This window comes from Paraburkholderia sp. D1E (genome assembly GCF_052682275.1).
Map to the genome: position 1 here is coordinate 3,266,180 of NZ_JBQYMB010000001.1, position 15,656 is coordinate 3,281,835.

Annotated in this window: 14 protein-coding genes; 6 read left to right on the forward strand and 8 right to left on the reverse strand. The window is 60.8% G+C overall.

Annotated elements, in window-relative coordinates:
- Positions 1-141 precede the first annotated feature (141 nt).
- Complete coding sequence (locus ACUN0E_RS14700; protein ID WP_445567052.1) at positions 142-1,032, reverse strand: LysR family transcriptional regulator; 891 nt, start codon at positions 1,030-1,032, stop codon at positions 142-144.
- Between the two features lie 136 nt (positions 1,033-1,168).
- Between ACUN0E_RS14700 and ACUN0E_RS14705 the strand changes: the two genes are divergently transcribed.
- Positions 1,169-1,894 (forward strand): pirin family protein, encoded by a 726-nt coding sequence (locus ACUN0E_RS14705; RefSeq protein ID WP_445567053.1) that lies wholly within the window; start codon positions 1,169-1,171, stop codon positions 1,892-1,894.
- A 96-nt stretch (positions 1,895-1,990) separates the two neighbouring features.
- Positions 1,991-2,404 carry a DoxX family protein gene (locus ACUN0E_RS14710; RefSeq protein WP_408336489.1) on the forward strand — a complete coding sequence of 138 codons (414 nt, stop codon included), beginning with the start codon at positions 1,991-1,993 and terminating at the stop codon, positions 2,402-2,404.
- An 86-nt stretch (positions 2,405-2,490) separates the two neighbouring features.
- On the opposite strand, the gene ACUN0E_RS14715 is transcribed toward ACUN0E_RS14710, so the two are convergent.
- The 5 genes from ACUN0E_RS14715 to prpR all read right to left on the reverse strand — a co-directional run bounded on the left by ACUN0E_RS14715 (position 2,491) and on the right by prpR (position 9,435).
- The gene (locus tag ACUN0E_RS14715; RefSeq protein ID WP_445567054.1) at positions 2,491-3,645 is read right to left on the reverse strand and encodes an alkane 1-monooxygenase; all 1,155 of its coding nucleotides are present in this window, start codon (positions 3,643-3,645) and stop codon (positions 2,491-2,493) included.
- Between the two features lie 481 nt (positions 3,646-4,126).
- A complete protein-coding gene (locus tag ACUN0E_RS14720) occupies positions 4,127-4,714 on the reverse strand; it encodes a hypothetical protein (protein ID WP_445567055.1) in 588 nt (195 codons plus the stop codon).
- 283 nt (positions 4,715-4,997) lie between these two features.
- Positions 4,998-6,590, reverse strand: coding sequence for an alkyl hydroperoxide reductase subunit F (gene ahpF / locus ACUN0E_RS14725; protein WP_445567056.1), 1,593 nt, complete (start codon positions 6,588-6,590; stop codon positions 4,998-5,000).
- Between the two features lie 150 nt (positions 6,591-6,740).
- On the reverse strand, positions 6,741-7,304 hold the full coding sequence (gene ahpC / locus ACUN0E_RS14730; RefSeq protein ID WP_408336483.1) for an alkyl hydroperoxide reductase subunit C: 564 nt from the start codon (positions 7,302-7,304) through the stop codon (positions 6,741-6,743).
- Between the two features lie 136 nt (positions 7,305-7,440).
- Positions 7,441-9,435: a propionate catabolism operon regulatory protein PrpR gene (prpR, locus tag ACUN0E_RS14735; RefSeq protein WP_445567057.1), complete on the reverse strand. Its 1,995-nt coding sequence runs from the start codon at positions 9,433-9,435 to the stop codon at positions 7,441-7,443.
- 171 nt (positions 9,436-9,606) lie between these two features.
- Between prpR and ACUN0E_RS14740 the strand changes: the two genes are divergently transcribed.
- From ACUN0E_RS14740 to ACUN0E_RS14750, 3 genes are all read left to right on the forward strand, one after another.
- Positions 9,607-10,488, forward strand: a complete 882-nt coding sequence (locus tag ACUN0E_RS14740) for an isocitrate lyase/PEP mutase family protein (RefSeq protein ID WP_445567058.1) — start codon at positions 9,607-9,609, stop codon at positions 10,486-10,488.
- A 349-nt stretch (positions 10,489-10,837) separates the two neighbouring features.
- Positions 10,838-12,274 (forward strand): MFS transporter, encoded by a 1,437-nt coding sequence (locus ACUN0E_RS14745; RefSeq protein ID WP_445567059.1) that lies wholly within the window; start codon positions 10,838-10,840, stop codon positions 12,272-12,274.
- A gap of 92 nt (positions 12,275-12,366) precedes the next feature.
- The gene (locus tag ACUN0E_RS14750; protein WP_445567060.1) at positions 12,367-12,801 is read left to right on the forward strand and encodes a GNAT family N-acetyltransferase; all 435 of its coding nucleotides are present in this window, start codon (positions 12,367-12,369) and stop codon (positions 12,799-12,801) included.
- A 15-nt stretch (positions 12,802-12,816) separates the two neighbouring features.
- On the opposite strand, the gene ACUN0E_RS14755 is transcribed toward ACUN0E_RS14750, so the two are convergent.
- Positions 12,817-13,686, reverse strand: coding sequence for a 2OG-Fe(II) oxygenase (locus ACUN0E_RS14755; protein ID WP_445567061.1), 870 nt, complete (start codon positions 13,684-13,686; stop codon positions 12,817-12,819).
- Positions 13,687-14,054: 368 nt separating this feature from the next.
- Between ACUN0E_RS14755 and ACUN0E_RS14760 the strand changes: the two genes are divergently transcribed.
- Positions 14,055-14,699: a cation diffusion facilitator family transporter gene (locus ACUN0E_RS14760; RefSeq protein ID WP_445567062.1), complete on the forward strand. Its 645-nt coding sequence runs from the start codon at positions 14,055-14,057 to the stop codon at positions 14,697-14,699.
- An 8-nt stretch (positions 14,700-14,707) separates the two neighbouring features.
- Here the strand turns inward: ACUN0E_RS14760 and ACUN0E_RS14765 are convergent, their stop codons facing one another.
- Positions 14,708-15,586 (reverse strand): 2OG-Fe(II) oxygenase, encoded by an 879-nt coding sequence (locus ACUN0E_RS14765; protein ID WP_445567063.1) that lies wholly within the window; start codon positions 15,584-15,586, stop codon positions 14,708-14,710.
- Positions 15,587-15,656: the final 70 nt, after the last annotated feature.

Here is a 15,656-nt window from a genome sequence, read left to right on the forward strand (position 1 = left end):
ACAACTAGCCTGACATGGAGGGGCGGCGGCAAAGAAAGTAAGTGCCGCCCCGCACAGGGGCAACGCTAATAGACCACTAAGAAAGCAAGAAAAGGCCAAAACCATAAAAACACAGACAGGCGCCGCGCAGGCAAAAAAAAATCAACCCACCAACCCCTTCCCCAAATGCTCCCGCAAAAATTCAACAAAAAACCGAATCGTGACAGACCTCTGCCGATGCTGCGGATAAACAGCATAAACACTAGCCACCGAAGGTAAAAACCCATCCAGAACGCTCACCAACCTCCCACCCCGAACAGCATCAGCAACAATAAAATCAGGAAGCCGAACAATCCCCAGCCCAGCCACCGCCGCATCGCGAATCAACTCCCCATTATTAGCCCGCAGCGGCCCATGCACTTCAAACCCTTTCGAAACACCATCAACAACAAAATCCCAACTCACCGCCCCGCCATGCCCATACAGCAAACACGAATGCCGCGCCAGATCGGCAGGATGAAGCGGCGCCCCACGCCGCCGCACATACCCCGGGCTACAACATGCCACCATCCTGACATCGATGAGTTTCTGCGCAATGAGCGACGAATCCGGCAACGTGCCGATCCGGATCGCCATATCGAACCCCTCACCCACCACGTCGACAGTGCGATCGCTCAACTCCATATCGAAACGCACATCCTCATGCTCGCGCAGGAAGTTCGCCACCAACGGCGACAGATGTGTCATCCCGAACGACATCGGCGCACTGACCCGCAACAGCCCACGCGGCCCGGCGCGGCGCAGCGACATTGCCTGCTCGGCGTCTTCCACCTCGCCGAGAATGCGCCGCGCACGCTCATAGAACTCCTGGCCCAGTTCAGTTACGGCCAGCTTGCGCGTATTGCGGATCAACAGTTGCACGCCGAGTGCCTCTTCCAGCGCCATCACGCGCCGGCTGACGAACTGCTTCGACAGCGCCAGCCGCTTTGCCGCCGCGGTGAAGTTATGGGAGTCGACCGTGGCGACGAAGATCCGCATGTCATCGAGTTGCATTTTATTGTCCACTTTATCGTGACAGTGTTTCCTATTTCAATCCGATTATAACCATCCTGATTGACCTACACTGTCATTCATGGATCGCGGCCAAACAGCTGGCCGGATCGCACAACCAGAACCAGGGAGAAATACGATGCTTGAAATCAGACACGCCAATCAACGCGGCCGCGCGGAGCACGGCTGGCTTAGCTCGCGTCATACGTTTTCCTTCGCGAACTATCACGATCCGAAGCAGAACGGCTTTTCCGACCTGCTCGTGATCAACGACGACCGTGTCGCACCGGCGCAAGGTTTCGGCAAGCACCCGCACCGGGACATGGAAATTTTTTCGTACGTGCTGGAAGGCGCGCTGGAACATAAAGACACAATGGGCACCGGCTCGGTGATCGTACCTGGCGACATCCAGTTGATGAGCGCGGGAACCGGCGTCGCGCATAGTGAATACAACCATTCGAAGAGCGAGCCCGTGCACTTCATGCAAATCTGGATTGCACCGGCGCAGAAAGGCACCGCGCCGCGCTATCAGCAACGTCACTTTGGCGCGGACCAGAAGCGCGGTATGTTGCGTCTGGTGATGTCGCCGGACGGTGCGCAAGACTCGCTAGTGCTGCAACAGGATGCACGGGTCTATGCCGGTCTTTTCGACGGCGACGAAACCGCGCGTCTCGAACTGGCCGACAATCGCTATGCTTATATTCACGTGGCGCGCGGCAGCGTCACGGTGAACGGCGTCGAACTCGGCGAAGGCGACGGCGCACGGGTGCGCGGCGAAGAAGCCCTCACCTTGACGCAAGGTCACGACGCGGAAGTGTTGGTGTTCGATCTGCGTAACATCGAGATGTCAGAATTGTGGGCTTAAGCGGCCTGGTCCTGTCGATAGACCTGGCCGGCTTGAGCGCGGCTCGCGGCGAACTTTGCGGCGAGCCGCTCCCGTCCTTACCTACAGAGAAAAATCATGCGCTATACGTTATTTGAAAACCAGAAAGACGCAGTCATTCTCGTCGCCCGCATCCTGTTGATGGTGCTATTCGTGATGTTCGGCTGGTCAAAGCTGACCGGGTTTTCCGGCACCGTCGCTTACATGACGTCGACCGGCGCGCCGGCGCCTGAGTTGTCGGCGATCATAGCCGTGGTGATGGAGTTTGTTGTGGGCATTGCGCTGCTGGTGGGCTTCTACACGCGGCCGCTTGCTTTGCTGCTGGCGCTCTATACGCTGGGTACGGCGATCATCGGCCACCACTACTGGAACATGACGGGTGCGATGCAGTACGAAAACATGATCAACTTCTACAAGAACATCAGCATCATGGGTGGACTGTTGCTGTTGTGCGTGACCGGCGCCGGCAAGTATTCGATCGACCGGCGTTAAGGCTGCGCTGCCGCTATTCGATCAGCTCCACAAGAAAGCCGCCCGGCATTGGCCAGGCGGCTTTTCTTTGTATCAAGTAATCCACGCTAGCCGGCAAACTGCGCCAACACGCGCTCACGAATTGCCGGCCGGATATTCGACTGCGCCATATTGCCTTGATAATGCGCGACCACACGTGGGTTCATCACGTGAAACCACAGTGGCGGCACATACGCGAACATGATCATCGTCGCGTAGCCCGAGGGCAACTGCGGCGCGCCGTCGAAATGACGCAGCGCCTGATAAGAACGCGTCGGATTCGCATGATGATCGGCGTGACGCTGCAACTGGTACAGAAACAGATTCGTCACGATGCGGTTGCTGTTCCATGAGTGCTGCGGCTGACAGCGCTCATAACGGCCGCTCGCGAGTTGCTTGCGGCCAAGTCCGTAGTGCTCTAGATAATTGACCACTTCGAGCAGCGAGGCGCCGTACGCCGCCTGGATCAGCAGAAACGGAATCACCGTTTTGCCGAACAGCGCGATCATCGCGCCCCACAGCACGACGGTCATAGCCCACGAGTGCAGGACTTCATTGCGCCATGTCCAGGGCGATTTGCCAAGACGTTCGAGCCGATGCTTCTCGAGGCGCCACGCCGACGCGATGCTGCCGAACACTGTGCGCGGCAGAAAACGCCAGAACGATTCGCCGTAGCGCGCACTCGCCGGGTCAGGCGGTGTCGCTACGCGCACATGATGTCCACGATTGTGTTCGACGAAGAAATGACCGTAGGCGACCGGCGCCAGCGTGATCTTGGCGAGCCATCGTTCGAAACCATCTGTCTTGTGGCCGAGCTCGTGCGCGGTATTGATCGATACGCCGGTGGCCGCGCCCAGCGAGAGGGCAAAGCCGAGATAGTCGTACCACGTCAGCGAGTGCGTGCCGACGATCCACAGCGCGCCGATGAACGACACGTATTCGATGAAGGTGGCGAGATAGACCACGCGGCGGTAATAGCGCTCTCTTTCGAGCGTGGCGACGACGTCCTCGGGTGGATTGCTCGGGTCGTCGCCGATCAGATAGTCGAGCACGGGAATAATGCCGAACACGAAAATCGGCCCGAACCACCAGAAAATGTGCCAGCCGGTTTGCAAGGCCAGATTGGCCGCATTCAGCGGCAAGGTGATGGTGAGCGCACCGAGTAGCCACAAATAGCGTTTGCCGTCGACCCACCGAGCCGGGGCCGCTTGCGATGTTGCCATTGTCTCCCTCCTTGTTTTATGTCGCCTGGTATCGGCAAGCTGTGCGCTTGCGAGCCAGTACGCATGTCGGCGGGACCGTGCCCGACTCCCAGATTTATATGGCCTGACGGGCGTGATAGCCAAGGAATTGACCCAGGTGGGAGGCTCCAAACAAAGGGGCCGTTGATGTGGCATTCAGGGTGGGCTTCGAGCGGGTGAATGAAACGGGTGTTTGCGGCATGGTAAAACCCATCCGCCGGCTGCGCCCCGCCTGCCGCAGCGCGTCGCGCCGTCGTCCGTTGCCGCCGACCGCTTGACCGCGGCTAGCCAGATTCATATAATCAGGGCTCAAAACTACGTACGAGCGGGTGTGAAAAACGTAGCGCCACCCGGGTTGCCGGGTTCCACCTGGAGTGGAAATTTCACCGCAAGGTGAATAGAGAATCCCGCATGCGACGGCTGCCGAAAGGCAGCCGTTGGTTTTTGTGGCTCGCCATCTCGGCTAGGGACGAATCTTGCGCCCCTCATAGGTTGCCCGCAGCAGGGTTTTGAACGCGACCTTTTTCGCTTGCCGCTGACGTTTCGTCAGTGCTTTTTCGAGAAGATAGGCGGATTGAACTCGCAGAATTAGCCGCTGCCTTCTTGTCCTATCTTTTTCCACTTCAAAAAACACCGCGTATAACGACGTGGTGCCATCGGCATTCGTCTTATGCAGCGTCATAAAATTCGGCTGCTGTTCGTCAGCGACGACAATGGGACGCTCACCAAGCGTCATGACCAAATCCCGCAACAGGTGCTTCGACAGCTCATAGCGGCTCGAATCAAGAACTCGCTGCTCACGACCATCATCGTAGATCTCGGCGTTCGAAATTTCAGTGCGCGCTCGTCCGTCCCGAGCAAAGCTGCGGGAAAAACAATGGCACGAAAACATCACGAGCACGGTCACCACGCTACTTAGACCAAGGTCGCATTTAAAGGCGAATGAATCGAGATGGCTCAAGTCCCACGTTGCACCGTTGTGAACAACGGGTTGAAAGCAGTGAGTTGCAAATTCTGGCGATTCAAAAACTTGTACTTCAAACTTCGGCATAGGCAATCGACGACTTTGGATCGGTCAATATTCTACGTCTGTCGAAGTCGTTCGTTTTCCGAAATAACACTATCGAATGGCATAGGAATTGGGGCTTTTCTCACAACACTCTCAAAACCTCTGAGAATGGCAGTTCCCTCGGAGGTTTGTGTAAGATTTTCCTGACAGACCACCGTTCCTGCTTTCGCTCAGCCAAAACAAAGCCCGCTCAAAATCGGCCCTGGTCTCATCTCAAACAAAAACGGCGGCCCCAAGGCCGCCGTCCACTACTCACACAACCCCATCAAACTGTCGCTTCAGTTTCTGCTTCGGTAACCACTTCTTCGGGATCACTGCTGCGAATCAGGTGATCAAACGCGGAGAGCGATGCCTTCGCTCCCTCACCCACCGCAATCACGATCTGCTTGAACGGGACCGTGGTCACGTCGCCGGCAGCGAACACGCCCGGCACCGAGGTCGCGCCGCGTGCATCGACGACGATCTCGCCGTGCTTCGACAACTCGACCGTGCCCTTCAGCCATTCGGTGTTCGGCACAAGACCGATCTGCACAAACACGCCTTCGAGTTCGATGTTCTTCGTTTCGCCGGAACGCAGGTCCTTGTAGACCAGACCGCTGACCTTCTTGCCGTCGCCGGTGATTTCCGTAGTCTGTGCCTGGGTGACGATCGTCACGTTGGCGAGGCTGCGCAGCTTGCGTTGCAGCACTTCGTCAGCACGCAGTTGCGCACCGAATTCGAACAACGTCACTTCACGCACGATACCCGCGAGATCGATCGCCGCTTCGACGCCCGAGTTGCCGCCGCCGATCACCGCAACGCGCTTGCCCTTGAACAGCGGACCGTCGCAGTGCGGACAGTACGCCACGCCGTGGTTACGGTACTCGCGCTCGCCCGGCACGTTGATTTCGCGCCAACGGGCACCGGTCGCCAGAATGATCGTCTTCGCCTTCAGCACCGCGCCATTTGCCAGACGCACTTCGTTGATCCGGCCCGGGATCAGTGCTTCAGCGCGCTGCACGTCCATGATGTCGACTTCGTAGCTCTTCACGTGCTGTTCGAGCGCAGTGGCGAACTTCGGTCCTTCCGTTTCTGTCACGGAGACGAAGTTCTCGATCGCCAGCGTATCGAGCACCTGGCCGCCGAAGCGTTCCGCCACGACACCCGTTGCAATACCTTTGCGCGCCGAGTAAATCGCCGCAGCCGCGCCTGCAGGGCCGCCGCCGACGATCAGCGTATCGAACACCGGCTTCTTTTCCAGTTCCTTAGCCGCACGCGCGCCGGCGTTGGTATCGAGCTTCGCGAGGATTTCCTTCACGCCGCTGCGGCCCTGGCCGAACACTTCGCCATTCATGAACATGGTCGGTACCGCCATGATCTGGCGCGCTTCGACTTCGTTCTGAAACAGCGCACCGTCGATCGCCACGTGGCGGATGCGCGGGTTGATCAGCGCCATCACATTCAGCGCCTGCACGACTTCCGGGCAGTTCTGGCATGACAGCGAAAAATACGTTTCGAATTGATAGTCGCCGTCGAGACTGCGGATCTGTTCGATCACCGCATCGTCGAGTTTGACCGGATGGCCGCCGACCTGCAAAAGTGCGAGGACGAGCGACGTGAATTCATGCCCCATCGGAATACCGGCGAAACGGATGCCCGTTTCCTTACCCGGCTCGCCAATCGAAAACGACGGCTTGCGCGCTTCGTCGCCGCGACGCTCGATCACGGTAACGCGTTCCGACAACGTCGCGATATCGTTCAGCAATGCCAGCAGCTCTTGCGATTTCGCACTGTCGTCGAGTGATGCGACGATCTCGATAGGCCTGCTAACCTTTTCGAGGTAGGATTTCAACTGAGTCTTGAGATTGGCGTCCAGCATGGCTTTCGATTCCGTGACGAGGGTGTTGGGTCCCAGGTGCCGCACGCATCCGGATAGGACGCGCACAGCCCGGGGGCGTGCGAACCGCGGTAAGAAGCGGTCCGCACAGCGGTGCGCCGTAAGGCGCCTACTGCGAGGGTCTTTTAGACCTTAGATCTTGCCGATCAGGTCGAGCGACGGCGTCAGCGTTTCTGCGCCCGGCGTCCACTTGGCGGGGCAAACTTCACCCGGGTGAGCCGCGACGTATTGCGCAGCCTGCACCTTGCGCAGCAGTTCGCCGGCGTCACGGCCGATGCCGTTGTCGTGCACTTCGCACAGCTTGATCTCGCCTTCCGGGTTGATCACGAACGTGCCACGCAGCGCCAGGCCTTCTTCTTCGATCAGCACGTCGAAATTGCGCGAGATAGCCAGGGTCGGGTCGGCGATCATCGGGTACTTGATCTTCTGGATCGTGTCCGACGTGTCGTGCCATGCCTTGTGCGTGAAGTGCGTATCGGTCGACACGCTGTAGATTTCAACGCCGAGCTTCTGGAATTCGGCGTAACGATCGGCCAGGTCACCCAGTTCGGTCGGGCACACAAACGTGAAGTCAGCCGGGTAGAAAACGAAAACCGACCACTTGCCCTTCAGGCTTTCTTCAGTGACGGTCACGAAATCGCCGTTGTGATATGCCTGTGCTTTGAACGGTTTAACTTGGCTGTTGATGATCGACATTTACTGAGTCCTCTTTCGGAGTGGTTGGAAAGTGGAGTCAGTATGTCAGACGACGCTTAATAGGTAAAGCGGATTGTTTTAATGATAGCGATAGTTATACACTATTTACCGATCTACCGGCGGCTATTGCGCCGGATCAGTCCTTCATGAGCCGCCAAAGGGTGGTGCGGCCGATTCCCAGTGCCCGGCTTGCCGCGGCGCGGTTGCCGCCGGCGTGTTCGAGGGCGCGTATAACGTCCTCGCGGCTGGGTGACGCGCGGGCGGGAACATCGCCGTTGCCGGGGGGCACTGCGGCAGACGCTTTCAAGGCCGCCGCCTGCTGCATCCGGCCGAATTCCGGAAACACCGTCTGCAGATCCTGCCCGCTCTCTCCGGCCGAATCGCCCAGATAAATCGCAGCGCGTGCCAGTAGATTTTCCAGCTCCCGCACATTGCCGGGCCACGCATAGTGCTCGAACAAGGGCGTGAGGAAGGTCAGCACCCGCTCGGGCGCGCCGCCCGACAGCCCATATTGGAGCGCGCTGCGGCCTAACAGGTGCCGCGCCAGTTGCGCGATATCGCCACGTCTTTCGCACAGCGGCGGCAATTCTATCTGAAGCAGGTTGAGACGAAAATACAAATCCGCGCGAAACACGCCCTGCTCGACCAGCGCATGCAAATCGCGATGGGTGGCGGCGATCACCCGCACATCGACGGGCGTCGCGCGCCCGGAGCCGAGCTTCATGACTTCGCGCTCCTGCAACACCCGCAGCAGCCGGCTTTGCAACGCCGCTGGCATCTCGCCGATTTCGTCGAGAAAGATCGTCCCGGTGTGGGCGATTTCGAAGAGGCCCGGCTTGCCGCCGCGGCGCGCGCCGGTGAACGCGCCTTCCTCATGACCGAACAGTTCGCTTTCGATCAGTCCTTCGGGGAGCGCCGCGCAATTGAAGGCGACAAACGGATTGCCGCGCCGCCGGCTGGCATTGTGGATGCCTTGTGCGACCAGTTCCTTGCCGGTGCCGCTTGCGCCGCTCAACAGCACGGTGGCGTCGTGAGCCGCGCCTGCGCGTGCAAGCCGCCGCACCCGCTCGAGCGCCACCGAGTTGCCGACCAGATCCTCCAGATGGTGCCGCGCGACCAGATGTTTCGGCCGCTGGCTGGTACGCAGCGAGCGGTCGATCCGCTGCGCGACCCGCGCATCCTGCACGGTGAGCACCGAGCCCGAACGCAAGCCCTGCTCGACGATCGGCACACAGTTGACAATCAGCGCGCGGCCGCCGATCTGCTCGATACGCTCCTCGACCGGCATGTCATGCTCGAGCGTTTCGCGCAGCAACGGGCCGACGGCGCGCATCAATTGCGCCGGGACGTCCTGTTCGCGATCGAGCCCGAGCAGATCGAGCATCGCCGGATTGACTGCTTCGAGCTGACCGGCGTCGTCGAAGGCGGCCACGCCGTCGCGCAAATGGGCGACGATCGTGTTCAGGCGCACCCGCTTCGACTCCTTCTGGCGGCTCACGCGCGCCAGTTCGACCGAGCGTTCGAACGCCTCTTCGACCGCGCCCAGCGAGTACAGAAAAACGCTCTCCAGACCGCCCTCCTGGGCAAAATCGCAGGCCATGCCGGGGCCGATGATCACGCTGCAACCCTCTGCTGCGAGGCCCGCGACCGCGAGCCGCACTTCGTCGATCGAGCGGTAGGCGCGCTGTTTCAGGTCGACGTTCAGCCATGCGCTCAGGTCCGCGAGTTCGTGCGAGATGGTTTCGTGCAGGACCAGGCCAATCTGCGCGCCGGGCCAGGTCGTCGTGGCGCGGGTGATCGCGCTCAACACGTCGAAGCCGTTCACCTTGACCATCACCACCGGCACGCTCAGGTTGTCGCGCAAGTAGGCGCCGTTCGATCCGGCGGCCAGCACGACATCGACCGAACCCGCGTCCACATAGGCCTGCAAGGCCGTGACGGCGGCGCCGTAACCTTCCCGGACCGAAAAGAACCGGGCCCGCTCGGTGTAACGAGGCGCGACCGTCTCGCAAAGCGATTGCAGGCGGCTGATACTGACCAGTGCGACGCCAGGGCGGCCAGAATCAGGATTGGCAAGGGACGACAAGAAAGTGGACACTGCAACGCTCCGCTCGTGGCTGGAACGTTCCATGAAACGTTTCATGGAACATGCCGGCATTCTGCCATGAACCACGCTGTCACGCCCTTTCTGGCTAAGTTACTGATTGTTCGGCACAACTTCTGGGAACCGGCGAATGGCATGCTTCCTGCACTTTCAGTTCAGCGTTCTATCACCGACTTCCCCAACTGGAGACACATCATCATGAGCACTTCCGCTAACCGCCGCACCGCGTTCCGCGCCAAGGTCAATCAACGCCAGGGCCTGCTCGTGCCGGGCGCCTTCAATGCAATGAGCGCGCGCGTGATTGAAGACGCCGGCTTCGAGGCGATCTACATCACGGGCGCGGGCGTCACCAACATGTCGCTCGGGCTGCCCGATCTCGGCTTCATCGGCCTCGCCGAAGTCGCCGAGCATTGCGCGCGGATTCGCGACGCGGTCGCGCTGCCGCTGATCGTCGACGCCGACACCGGCTTCGGCAACGCACTGAACGTGCGCCAGACCGTGCGCGTGCTCGAACGCAGCGGCGCCGACGTGATCCAGTTCGAAGACCAGGTCATGCCAAAGAAATGCGGCCACTTCGCCGGCAAGGAAGTGGTCAGCGCCAGTGAAATGGTCGGCAAGATCCGCGCGGCCGTCGACGCCCGCGAAGACGGCAACCTGCAGATCATGGCGCGCACCGATTCGGCTGCGGTTCACGGCATCGAGGACGCGATCGAACGCGGCCATCGCTTCATCGAGGCCGGCGCCGACATTCTGTTTATCGAAGCGACCGAATCGCTTGCCGACATAGAGCGTTTGCCGTCGCTGTTCGACAAGCCGCAATTGATCAACATCGTGATCGGCGGCAAGACGCCGGTGCAATCGCGTGAAGCGCTCGCCAAGCTCGGCTACGGCATCGTTCTGTACGCCAACGCGGCGCTGCAAGGCGCGGTGCTCGGCATGCAACGCGCGCTCGGCACGCTGAAAAGCAATGGCCGCCTCGACGAAGACGCCACCCTGGTCGCACCGTTCAGCGAACGCCAGCGCCTTGTGAACAAGCCGCTGTACGACAAACTCGATCGCGAATACGCAGCGAAGGACTGAGCGGCGGGACAAGCTGTGTTTCCGGTACGTCACCTGGCACCGGTGCCGCTGCGTGCCGGCATATGCGGTCGTGCGTAGCTGCGTGTGGCTGCGCCCGATTGCTGTTGCCGCCGTGCTTTGCGGCGTGCCGCCGTAGACCGCTGCATGCCGCCGTGCGTTGGCGCGCGCCGCTGCCTGCCGCGAATTGTTGCGTTACGATGCAGGGTTGGCGGCTGGAGGTGACAGCTTAAACACGCTTTCGAAAAGGTAGTCGCAAGAACATGAAGTCAAAACAATCGCGCGGGATATACCGGCACGCTCAAGGCGTCATTGAATTCACACGCAATGACAAGGTGGCGAGGACGGTGCAATGACCGCTGGCGCACGCAACTCGCATATCGGCTGGCTGCCGTATATCGTCGCAGCCACCTTTTTCATGGAGTATCTCGACACCACGGTGATCGCCACGGCCTTGCCGCAGATGGCGCACTCGTTCGGCGTCGGACCGAACAGTCTGAGCCTCGGCATGACGGCTTATATGCTGGCGCTGGCGATTTTCATCCCGGTGAGCGGCTGGGTCGCCGACCGCTGCGGCTCGCGCACCGTGTTCTTCAGCGCGATCGGTGTGTTCACGGTGGCTTCGGTGTTGTGCGGCCTGTCGCAGAACGTGACCGAATTTACGGCCGCGCGACTGCTGCAAGGCATGGGCGGCGCGATGATGGTGCCGGTGGGCCGGTTGATCGTGGTCCGCAACACGGAGAAGAGCCGCATGATGCAGGCGATCTCGACCATCACATGGCCGGCCATTGCCGCGCCGGTGGTCGGGCCGCCGGTGGGCGGCTTCATCACCACCTATGCGTCCTGGCGCTGGATCTTTCTGCTGAACGTGCCGTTCGGTCTGGCTGCGATGGCCGTTGCGCTCGCGCTGGTGCCGAACCTGCGCGGTACCGAACGCAAGCCGCTCGACGTCGTCGGCCTCCTGCTGAGCGCTACGACGTTGACGGCGATCCTGTACGGCGCGGAACTGGCGAGCCAGCCCGGTGAGAATCCCTGGGTGGCTGGTGCGTTCATCGCCGGCGGATTGCTGATGGGCGTAGTGGCGTTCCAGCATGCGAAGCGTCACCCGCATCCGCTGATCGACGTCTCCACGCTGAAAATCCCGACTTTTTCGGTGACGGTGGTAACCGGCTCGTTCACCCGCATCGGCATCGGCGCGGTGCCGTATCTGATGCCGCTGCTGTTCCAGGTCGGCTTCGGGTTATCGGCGTTCAAGTCGGGGCTTTTGTTACTGGCGAGCGCGCTGGGCAATCTCGGCATGAAGGCGCTGACCACACGCATCCTGCAACGCTACGGCTTCCGGATGGTGTCGATTGTCGACGTGGCGGTCGCCGGCGTATTCATCATTGCCTGCGGGCTGTTGACACCGAATGTACCGCTCGTGCTGGTTCTGTTCGTCGTGTTCATTTACGGCGTAGCGCGTTCGATGCAATTCTCGACGCTTGCCACCCTCGCCTACGCCGACGTCGCACAGCCGCAGATGAGCGCGGCGAGCACGCTATGGAGCGCTGCCGCCCAGATGACGATCGGTTTGGGCATTGCCTTTGGCGCCGTCTCGCTGCGCGCGGCAGCGGTCTTCAATGGCGAGACGACCGGGCGTGTTTTCACGCTGGACGATTTCCGCCTGGCGTTTCTGTTTGCCGGTGTGCTGACGCTGGTGTCCGTGATCGGCTACCTGGGTCTCGCGCACGACGCCGGACAGAGCATCGGCGGCGGTTCGCGCAGCGTCGAGGACCCAGCGAAGAGCTGAGCGCAAAGCGGGCGTGATGGAAGAGTTTGACGCCGGCGCCGAACCGGCGCCGCATCCCTTGATTGCCTGACCAGAACAGGTGGAGACACGCGGTGCAAGCCAACGAGCTGACGATTTCGAGCAACAAGACCGACCTCGACATAGAGATGATCTACGCGTTCCTGTCGCAGGAGACGGCATGGGCGAAGGGCATGCCACGCGAGACGTTCGACCGGGCGATAGCAGGGTCGCTATGTTTCGGCGCCTACATCGACGGCAAACAGATCGCATTTGCTCGCCTGATAACGGACCAGGCGACATTTGCCTACCTGTGCGATGTGTTCGTGCTGCCGGCGTATCGCGGCAAGAGATATGCGTCGGCGTTGATGGCACACGTATTCGCCAGCCCATTGCTGACCGGCTTGCGCAGAATCGTGCTGGTAACGACTGACGCCCACCACGTCTACAAACCGCACGGCTTCAAGGAACTGACGACGCCGGAGCGCTATATGGAACTGCACAACCCGGACGTTTACAAGACGGCTTGAGCGATGGCTTGAGCACTAAGCAAACACCCCTTCCCTGACCCACTTGGTCATAATCCATTTCTCGCCTTCCAGAACAGGCGCGCCGCCATGCAAGCTCAAAGGATCGAGTTGCCGCGCACCGTTCATATAGCGGAAATAGACAGCGCCACCCCGCTGAGGGGCAACAGACACGCCAGCGTCGGGGAAAAAAGTCTCCCCTCCGGTGGCCACGTCGTTGAGATACAGAACCAGCGTGGCGACCCGCTGCCCGCCGTGCGCTATATGCACGCCACTCCCCGTGTACGACGGCGGGAAATAATCGAAGTGCGCCCGATATTCGGCGCCAATCCCGTACCTCAGCACCTGTAAGCCTTCGCCATTCTCAACCGGCCAGTTCATCAAACTGGCAAAGCGCTTTTCGAGCCGTTCCAGGAAAGCGTCCGCACCGCGATGATACCAGGCGCCTTCGCTAGTGCGATTAGGAATCACGTCTCTCGAGCCGTTCTCAGGGTTGACGGTGGTGGACCGCTTAAGCAACGGCCTCGACCGTTCGATCATCTCGTCGCACTCTTCGTCTGACATCACGTCGGCGAATACGACGATCTGCGGCCGCTCGCAGCGCATCAGTACCTTGACGTCACGATCGCAGGCACGAATCACGTTGCCCGCGGCGACCGGCGCCGGATCGTAGCGGTATTGGCCCGCGGCCGCCTCGATACCGCATGGCGTGGCAGCGGCGGCCGCGCGTGCCGCCTCGGCAGCATCGAACGAAGCGTTCACCGTGGCTCGCGCGAGTTCCGATTCAAAGCCGGCACCCACCATCGCATCCACCAACGCCGCAGGGCTGAAGCCGCGGTCGATGTGACTGTTCAACCAGGTTTTCACGGCATCATTTACGACAGGCATACGTTTCATCCCACATCCGAAGTTCGCTCGCTCAGCACGCGCAGACCGGGCGTGCGGCCATTCGAGCGATGCTGACGAAAGCACAGGATGATAGGTGGCCATCCCGTCGCAATTCACGCGACGATTCGGAAACGGGCCTTGGTTGAAACGCATTCAGCGTCGGATGCGACGCATTGGCAGCTACGAAATTTCCGGCTCGCAGGCTCTTGAGCGGACCAGGTGCATCTGATTGCCGGCAGCCGTTACCGCACTGTCATCGGCGCGCCACGTTGGACGGGTACTTTCCTGCGACAACTCAACCCGTCCCGACCCAATGCCACAGCCTTCCGAGCGCGAAAGCCGCAGCTGCACCATCAAGGGCGGCCGCCTTGCTTAAAGCCGCCTCCGCCAGCGCGCTGCTCAACGCCTTCCTCATGGCGATGCAGATCGCCATCGGCTTAACCGCGCATTCGGACGGCCTGTTCGCGGACGGCGTTCACACCTTGAGTGACCTGGCGGCCGACAGCATCGTGCTTATCGTGCTGTTCCTCAGCACGAAACACCCGAACGCAACGCCGCCTGACGGGGACAGCAACGTCCCGCAAGCCGTGGCATCCCTCTTCATCGCCGCACTGTTAATCATCACAGCAGCCGAAATGCTCTGGCACAGCATCGCGCAAACCGCCACGTTGAGCGGCAACACGACGATGCAAGTCAGCGCACTCGCCGTCAGCGGATTCGTCACGATCACCAAGGAAACGCTGTTCCGCTATATGCACGCTGAAGGCCAGCGCACCGGCTCGGCGATTCTGCTGGCAAGTGCATGGCATGCACGCATGGATGCGGTGTCCGCGCTGGTCGCGACGCTGGGTTTGGCCGGCAGCATGGCGGGGATGCCGATGCTCGACCGCGTGGCAGGCGCGGCGATCGGCCTGATGATCATGCGCATGGGGGGTGTCAGCGCGCGCAGCGCATTGCAGCAACTGTCAGCCGGCACGGCAGGAAAAACCGCCGCAGGTCACACGGCCGAATAGCGTGCGTCTTAGCCGTAGGCCCGCTCGCGCATCCACTTCGTCATGATCCATTTTTCGCCGCCGAGCACCGGTGCGCCGCCGTGCAAGGTCAGCGGATCGAGTTGACGCTGGCCGTTCATATAGCGGAAATACACCGCACCACCTTGCCTCGCCGCGACTGACATGCCCGCTTCCGGGAAAATCGTTTCGCCGCCTTCGAGTACGTCGTTCAGATAGATCACCAGGGTCGCCACCCGTTGGCCGCCCTGGGCGGTATGCACCGCGCTGCCGGTCTGATCGGGCGGGAAGTAATCGAAATGCGGGCGATATTCGCCGGTCGTGCCGTAGTGCAGAATCTGCAACCCTTCGCCGTTTTCAACCGGCCAGTTCATCAGGCCAGAGATGCGGCGGTCCATCTGCTCGATGAACGCGTCTTCGCCGCGCTGGTACCAGATACCTTCGCTGGTGCGGTTGCGAATCACGTCTTCCTTGCCGGTGAGGGGATTGACCGTGGTGGAGCGTTTCAGCCGATGGCGCGAGCGTTCGATCATCTCGTTGCACTCGTCAGGCGAGAGCACATCCGCGAACACAATCACTTGCGGCCGCTCGCAACGCATCAGCACGCGGACGTCGCGATCGTAGGCACGGATCACATTGCCGCGGGCAACGGGCGGCTCGTCGTACTGGTATGTTTGCGGTGCGGTTTGTGCCAGCGCCGCCTCGGTCGCTGCAGGCGGCGAACCCGCTGCATCGGCCGGGTTCTTACCGAACGCCTTGTGCACTTCCGCGCGCGCGGTTTCTGTGGCGAAACCGGCTTGCACCATCGCGTCGATCATCGAATCGATGCTGCAACCGCGCGCTACGTTGCTGCTCAGCCATGCTTCCCATGACGCATCCACTACCGGCATACAGCTCCCCGCTTGTCCATGTCACGAAATACTGCATCAACTGGCCGGCTGATAGCAAGACTGGGTGTAT